The organism is Actibacterium sp. D185-2, from assembly GCF_054954595.1.
This window is the reverse complement of sequence record NZ_JBPWNX010000037.1, coordinates 1-6,950: the sequence shown is the minus strand read 5'-3', so window position 1 is coordinate 6,950 and position 6,950 is coordinate 1. Positions and strand designations below refer to the sequence as shown.

Here is a 6,950-nt window from a genome sequence, read left to right as displayed (position 1 = left end):
AGCAAGGTGATCGTCGCGATCAACAAGGACGAAGAGGCCCCGATCTTCCAGGTCGCCGATTACGGCCTGGTCGCCGATCTGTTCAAGGCCGTCCCGGAACTGATCGAAAAGCTGTAGGGCGGGTTTGGTGCGCTGCCAGTCGGCGCCAAAGATATAAAGAATTTGGTTATCATTATACATAAGATAGTGGTAATTGTGCGAGCACTGAGGGGAGACTGCTTGTGATCGATTTCACACGGAGCGCGGAGCAGGTTGCGTTTGTTGAGATGGCGGAGGGTTTTGCGCTGCACGAGTTACGGCCCCATGCGATTGAATGGGATGAGGGCAAGCATTTTCCGACGGATGTTCTGGCGCAGGCCGGGGGGCTTGGTCTGGGTGCGATTTATACGCGCGAGGATGTCGGCGGCTCGGGTCTGGGGCGGGTGGATTCGGTGATGATCTTCGAGGCGCTGGCCAAGGGCTGCCCGACGGTGGCGGCCTATATCTCGATCCACAACATGTGCTGCTGGATGATCGACATCTACGGCACCGAAGAGCAGCGCGCCGCCTGGTGCCCGAAGCTGGCCACAATGGAAACCTTGGCGAGCTATTGCCTGACCGAACCGGGCGCGGGCTCGGATGCCTCGGCGCTGAGCACGCGGGCGGTGCGCGACGGCGACGACTATCTGTTGACCGGCCAGAAACAGTTCATCTCGGGCGCGGGCACATCGGATGTCTATATCGTGATGGCGCGCACCGGCGATGCGGGGCCGGGGGGGATTTCGGCGTTCATCGTCGAAAAGGACACGCCGGGCCTGAGCTTTGGCGCGAACGAGCGCAAGATGGGCTGGAACGCGCAGCCGACGCGCACGGTCAGCATGGACAACATGCGCATCCCCGCGGCCAACATGCTGGGGGCCGCGGGCAAGGGGTTCAACATCGCGATGGCGGGGCTGAACGGCGGGCGGATCAACATCGCGGCCTGTTCCCTGGGCGGCGCGCAGGCCGCGCTTGATGCGACGGTGGACTACATGCGCGAGCGCAAGGCCTTTGGCAAAGCGCTGATCGCGATGCCGGTGCTGCAGTTCCGGCTGGCGGATATGGCGACGAAGCTGGAGGTCGCGCGCACCATCCTGTGGCGCGCGGCGTCGGCGCTGGACGCCAAATCGCCCGAGGCGACCACGCTGTGCGCGATGGCCAAGCAGTTCGTGACGGACGAATGTTTCAACGTGGCCAATGACGCGCTGCAGCTGCATGGCGGTTACGGCTATCTGGGCGAATACGGCATCGAGAAGATCGTGCGCGACCTGCGGGTGCATCAGATCCTCGAAGGCACGAACGAGATCATGCGGCTGATCGTGTCGCGGTCGGTGATTGCGGACAGCTGAGGGAGACACACGATGAGTGAAGAACCGGTAATCGTCAGCCGCGAGGGCAGCCTCGGCCGCCTTCACCTGAACCGCCCGCGCGCGATCAACAGCCTGACGCTGGAAATGGTGCGGCTGATCGATCGGGGCCTGACGGAGTTCGAGGGCGATGACAGCATCGCAAGCGTGCTGATCACCGGCGCGGGCGAGCGTGGCCTGTGCGCCGGCGGCGACATCATCGCGCTTTATGAATCGGGCAAGGCCGGGGACAGTCAGGCCACCGCCTTCTGGGCCGAGGAATACCGGCTGAACGCGCGGATCGGCAGCTATCCCAAACCCTATGTGGCCTTCATGGACGGGATCACCATGGGCGGCGGCGTCGGCGTGTCGGCCCATGGCAGCCACCGGATCGTGACCGACCGCACCCGGCTGGCGATGCCCGAGACCGGGATCGGGTTCTTCCCCGATGTGGGCGGCACCTGGATTCTGGGCCGCGCGGCGGGCGAGGTCGGCACCTATATCGGGCTGACCGGCGCCAGCTTCGGCGCGGCGGATGCGATCTATGCGGGTTTTGCCGACGATTACATGCTGGCCGCGCGCCTGCCCGAGCTGATCGCCAAGCTGGCCGGTCTGCCCGCGGGCGCGGGCACCGACGCGGTCGATCAGGCGATCGAGGCGCTGGCCGAGCCGCCGGCGCCGGCGGGTCTGGCGCAGAACCGCGCGGCGATCGACGCGGCGTTCGCCGGGGACACGGTCGAGCAGATCCTCGCCGATCTGGCGGCCCAGGGCACCGAGTTCGCGCAAAAGACGCATGAGACGCTGTTGCGCAAATCGCCGACTAGCCTGAAGATCACGCTGCAACTGTTGCGCGCGGCGCGCGCCAGCGCCAGTCTGGAAGCGTGCCTGAACCGCGAGTTCGCGGCGACCGGGCCGATCCTGGCGGGGGCGGATTTCTATGAAGGGGTGCGCGCGGCGGTGATCGACAAGGACCGCAACCCGCACTGGTCGCCGGCAACGCTGGCCGAGGTGGGCGCGGTCGATCTGGATCAGCTGATGGCCGCCTCGCGGTTCCAGCTGTTCGGGCTTTGAAAAGATGACACAACATATGGGAGGGCCGGATGGCCAGTAAAATCGCATTCATCGGCCTGGGCAATATGGGGGGCCCGATGGCGGGCAACCTGGTGAAGGCCGGGCATGACGTGACCGGGTTCGATCTGTCGGGCGCGGCGCGCGACGCGGCGGCGGCCCGGGGCGTGACCCCGTTCGGCGACGTGATCGAGGCGGTCGCCGGCGCCGATGCGGTGATCACCATGCTGCCCAACGGCGCGCTGGTGAAAAAGGTCTGGGCCCAGATCGCCGAGGCGGTCGCCCCCGGCACGCTGATGATCGACAGCTCGACCATCGATGTGGACAGCGCGATCGCGGCCCATGCGATGCTGACCGACAAGGGCTGCCTGACGCTGGACGCGCCGGTGTCGGGCGGCACGGGCGGGGCAGAGGCCGGCACGCTGACCTTCATGGTCGGCGGCAGCGACGACGCCTTTGCCAGGGGCAAGGATATCCTTGATCCGATGGCGGGGCGCGTGGTGCCCTGCGGCGGCCCCGGTGCCGGGCAGGCCGCCAAGATCTGCAACAACATGGTGCTGGGCATCTCGATGATCGGGGTGTGCGAGGCGTTCGCGCTTGGCGAAAAACTGGGGCTGGAGCATCAGGCGCTGTTCGACGTGATGTCGACGTCTTCGGGCCAGTGCTGGTCGGTCAGCACCTATTGCCCGGTGCCGGGCCCGGTGCCGGCCTCGCCCGCCAATACCGGCTACAAGCCCGGCTTCGCCGCCGCGCTGATGCTCAAGGACCTGCGCCTGGCGCAGGAGGCGGCCCTGTCGCGCGGCGCGCAAATCCCGCTGGGCGCCGAGGCGGCACAGCTGTACGGGCTGTTCGAATCGCTGGGCAATGGCGGCGAGGACTTCTCGGGCATCATCAACTTCCTGCGCGGGGCCCAAAAATGAACTATGAAACCATCCTGACCGAACAAAAAAACCGGGTGCTGCTGATCACGCTGAACCGGCCCAAGGCGCTGAATGCGCTGAACACTCAGCTGTCGCTGGAACTGGTCGACGCGCTGACCCGGGCCGATGGCGACGACGGCATCGGCTGCACCGTGATCACCGGCTCGCAAAAGGCGTTTGCCGCCGGGGCCGACATCAAGGAAATGCAGGACCAGTCCTATATGGACATGCACGGCTCGGATTTCTTCGGCCAGTGGGACAGGCTGGGCCAACTGCGCAAACCCACGATCGCGGCCGTGTCCGGCTATGCGCTTGGTGGCGGGTGCGAGCTGGCGATGATGTGCGACTTCATCCTGTGTTCGGACACTGCCCAGTTCGGCCAGCCCGAGGTCAAGCTGGGCGTGATGCCCGGCATGGGCGGATCGCAGCGCCTGACCCGTCTGGTGGGGCAGGCCAAGGCGATGGAGATGTGCTTTACCGGCCGCATGATGGGCGCCGAAGAGGCCGAGCGCGCCGGGCTGGTCAGCCGCATCCTGCCGGTGGACGATCTGCTGGACGAGGCGCTGAAAACCGCCGACACCATCGCCAACATGGCGCTGCCCGCGCTGCTGAGCATCCGCGACGCGATCCGCCGCACGCAGGAAATGCCCCTCACCGAAGGCGTACGATATGAGCGCCGCCTGTTCCACGCGCTCTTCGCCACAGACGACCAGAAGGAAGGCATGACTGCCTTCGTGGAGAAACGCGCGCCCGTATTTACCCATAAATAGTATCCCCGACGGGGCACAGAACAGGACCGAAGACCATGGATATCAACGCAATCGCGGCAATCGTTACCGGCGGCGGCTCGGGGCTGGGCGCGGCGACGGCCCGCGCGCTGGCTGCGGGGGGCGCCAAAGTGGCGATCCTCGATTTCAATGAGGAGGCCGCGCAAGAGGTCGCGACCGAAATCGGCGGCATTGCCGCGAAATGCGATGTGGCCAGTGACGACAGCGCCAAGGCGGCCTTGGCCGCCGCGACCGCGGCGCACGGCCCGGCGCGCATCCTGATCAACTGCGCCGGGGTCGCGCCGGCGCAGAAAATGCTGGGCCGCAATGGCACCATGCCGCTGGACGATTACCGCCGGGTGATCGAGGTCAACCTGATCGGCACGTTCAACCTGCTGCGCCTGTTCGGCGAAGCGGCAGCCGGGCTGGAGCCGTTGGAAAGCGGCGAGCGCGGCGTGGCGATCAACACCGCCTCGGTCGCAGCCTTCGAGGGGCAGGTGGGCCAGACTGCCTATGCCTCGTCCAAGGCCGGGGTCGTGGGGCTGACCATCACCGCAGCGCGTGAATTCGCGCCGCTGGGCATCCGGGTCTGCACCATCGCGCCGGGTATTTTCGAAACCGCCATGCTGCGCGGTCTGCCGGACGCCGCACAGGCCAGCCTTGCCGCCGCGATTCCCTTCCCCTCGCGGTTGGGCCGGCCCGAGGAATACGCGAAGCTGGCGCTGCATATCATCGACAACGAGATGCTGAACGGGGAAACGATCCGCCTGGATGGCGCCATCCGAATGGCCCCGAGGTAGGATAGATGAACCCAGTTCAGAACATGCTTGATCAAAAGGAGACAGCCGCATGACCGGGATCGTACTACTTGACGGAGCGCGCACAGCCATCGGGACGTTTGGCGGCGCGCTTTCGGGCACGGCGCCCACGGCGCTTGGGGCGCATGTGGCCAGGGCGGCGATGGAACGCTCGGGCGTCGAGCCGGGCCAGATCGGCCATATCGTCATGGGCAACGTCATCAATACCGAACCGCGCGACATGTATCTGTCGCGCGTCACCGGGATCGACGCCGGCGTGCCCGATCATGTGCCGGCGATGAACGTCAACCGGCTGTGCGGCTCGGCGCTGCAGGCGGTCGTTTCGGCGGTGCAATCCCTGATGCTGGGCGATGCGGAATTCGCGCTGGCCGGGGGCGCCGAATGCATGTCGCGCGGGCCCTATATCATGCCCGCCGCCCGGTTCGGCCAGAAGATGGGCGATGCGGCGATGATCGACATGATGCTGGGCACGCTCAACTGCCCGTTCGGCACCGGCCATATGGGCATCACCGCCGAAAACGTCGCGCGCGAGCATCAGATCACGCGCGAAGCGCAGGACGCCTTCGCGCTGGAAAGTCAGCGCCGGGCGCAGGCCGCGATCGCCGAGGGCCGGTTCAAAAGCCAGATCGTGCCGGTCGAGGTCAAGGTGAAGCGCGACATGGTGGCCTTCGACACCGACGAGCACCCCAAGGCCAGCACGGCCGAGGCGCTGGCCGGGTTGCGGCCGGCGTTTCAGAAGGGCGGCACGGTAACGGCGGGCAATGCCAGCGGCATCAATGACGGTGCGGCGGCGGTGGTGCTGGCCACGGCGGAGGCCGCCGAAAAGGCCGGGCTGAAGCCGCGGGCGCGGATCCTGGGCTATGCCCATGCCGGCGTGCGCCCCGAGGTGATGGGCATCGGCCCGGTGCCGGCGGTGCGCAACCTGCTGGCGAAGCTGGGCATGGCGGCGGGCGATTTCGACGTGATCGAAAGCAACGAGGCCTTTGCCGCCCAGGCCTGCGCGGTGTCCAGGGAACTTGGCCTCGACCCGGCAAAGGTGAACCCGAACGGCGGCGCCATCGCGCTTGGCCATCCGGTGGGGGCCACGGGGGCGATCATCCTGATCAAGGCGCTGTATGAGCTGGAACGCATCGGCGGCGGCAAGGCGATCTGCACCATGTGCATCGGCGGCGGCCAGGGCATCGCACTGGCGGTGGAGACGCTGTAACGCCCATCTCTGTTGGCTATCGGTCAAAGGCCCATTGGATATTGTTCCAATGGGCCTTTCTGCATTATCATATATTATATAATCCGGAGCCCGGATTTTTCATCATATGGGAGGAGACCCGCGTGACTGACGCAGCATCACAGGCGGCCACCGAGGCCGCGCTTACCAAACTTTGCCACGATTTCGCATTCTACATGGATTATCAGCGCTATGACGATCTGGTGGCCCTGTTCACGCCCGATGCCCTGTTCGATCGAATCATGCATGTGCATAACGGCCAGGACGAGATTATGGCGGGGCTAAAGGCGCGCCCGGCCACCCAGGTCACCCGGCATGTGTCCACCAATTTTCATTTCGAACATGTCAGCGCCGACGAGGTCCGCGGCGTGATCTACAACATGTCCTATTTCGGCTTCATGACCGAAGAGGGCACGCTACCTGTCGCCTATGCGGGCGCCGGGATGATGCTGGAATTCCACGACCGCTATCTGCGCACGCCCGAAGGCTGGCGTATCGCCGAGCGTGTGGCCCGGCCGGTTCTGCTGGAGGAATCCTCGCCCATGCGGGCGGTGGATTGCGCCTGGAAGCCGTCCGACGTTATCTGAGCGTCTGCATAGTCGAAACCAAAACGGGCCGCAGCGATTGCGGCCCGTCTGCGTCTGGGTGGATGACCGTCAGATCTTGATTTGGCCCCATCGGAAGGTTTCTTCGTAGAACCACGCTAAGGAAGAACGAAGCCTGAACATGGCTTACAGCGTGGCATTTCTGATCGCCTTGTAAGCTGTTGATCTGCCTATGCCGAGGTG

Annotated in this window: 7 protein-coding genes and 1 pseudogene; all 8 read left to right on the top strand. The window is 65.5% G+C overall.

Features of this window, described 5'->3' with window-relative positions; translation table 11 throughout:
- A pseudogene (locus ACSR1C_RS20160) lies at positions 1-117 on the top strand (electron transfer flavoprotein subunit alpha/FixB family protein); the annotation flags it as partial.
- A 107-nt stretch (positions 118-224) separates the two neighbouring features.
- Positions 225-1,367, top strand: coding sequence for an acyl-CoA dehydrogenase family protein (locus ACSR1C_RS20155; protein WP_460260812.1), 1,143 nt, complete (start codon positions 225-227; stop codon positions 1,365-1,367).
- A gap of 12 nt (positions 1,368-1,379) precedes the next feature.
- Entirely contained in the window at positions 1,380-2,435 is a 1,056-nt protein-coding gene (locus ACSR1C_RS20150) for an enoyl-CoA hydratase/isomerase family protein (RefSeq protein WP_460260811.1), read from the top strand.
- A 29-nt stretch (positions 2,436-2,464) separates the two neighbouring features.
- Positions 2,465-3,352: a 3-hydroxyisobutyrate dehydrogenase gene (mmsB, locus tag ACSR1C_RS20145; RefSeq protein WP_460260810.1), complete on the top strand. Its 888-nt coding sequence runs from the start codon at positions 2,465-2,467 to the stop codon at positions 3,350-3,352.
- A complete protein-coding gene (locus ACSR1C_RS20140; protein WP_460260809.1) occupies positions 3,349-4,122 on the top strand; it encodes an enoyl-CoA hydratase in 774 nt (257 codons plus the stop codon). Before mmsB ends, ACSR1C_RS20140 begins: the two co-directional genes overlap by 4 nt.
- 35 nt (positions 4,123-4,157) lie before the next feature.
- Positions 4,158-4,919: an SDR family NAD(P)-dependent oxidoreductase gene (locus ACSR1C_RS20135; protein ID WP_460260808.1), complete on the top strand. Its 762-nt coding sequence runs from the start codon at positions 4,158-4,160 to the stop codon at positions 4,917-4,919.
- 49 nt (positions 4,920-4,968) lie between these two features.
- On the top strand, positions 4,969-6,144 hold the full coding sequence (locus ACSR1C_RS20130) for an acetyl-CoA C-acyltransferase family protein (RefSeq protein ID WP_460260807.1): 1,176 nt from the start codon (positions 4,969-4,971) through the stop codon (positions 6,142-6,144).
- Between the two features lie 122 nt (positions 6,145-6,266).
- Positions 6,267-6,749 carry a nuclear transport factor 2 family protein gene (locus tag ACSR1C_RS20125; RefSeq protein WP_460260806.1) on the top strand — a complete coding sequence of 161 codons (483 nt, stop codon included), beginning with the start codon at positions 6,267-6,269 and terminating at the stop codon, positions 6,747-6,749.
- The last annotated feature ends 201 nt before the right edge of the window (positions 6,750-6,950 follow it).

What these genes read in the sequence shown, in the direction of transcription:
- ACSR1C_RS20130 (WP_460260807.1), top strand. Translation starts at nt 4,969, where the DNA reads ATGACCGGGATCGTACTACTTGACGGAGCGCGCACAGCCATCGGGACG.
- mmsB (WP_460260810.1), top strand. Translation starts at nt 2,465, where the DNA reads ATGGCCAGTAAAATCGCATTCATCGGCCTGGGCAATATGGGGGGCCCG.
- ACSR1C_RS20140 (WP_460260809.1), top strand. Translation starts at nt 3,349, where the DNA reads ATGAACTATGAAACCATCCTGACCGAACAAAAAAACCGGGTGCTGCTG.
- ACSR1C_RS20150 (WP_460260811.1), top strand. Translation starts at nt 1,380, where the DNA reads ATGAGTGAAGAACCGGTAATCGTCAGCCGCGAGGGCAGCCTCGGCCGC.
- ACSR1C_RS20135 (WP_460260808.1), top strand. Translation starts at nt 4,158, where the DNA reads ATGGATATCAACGCAATCGCGGCAATCGTTACCGGCGGCGGCTCGGGG.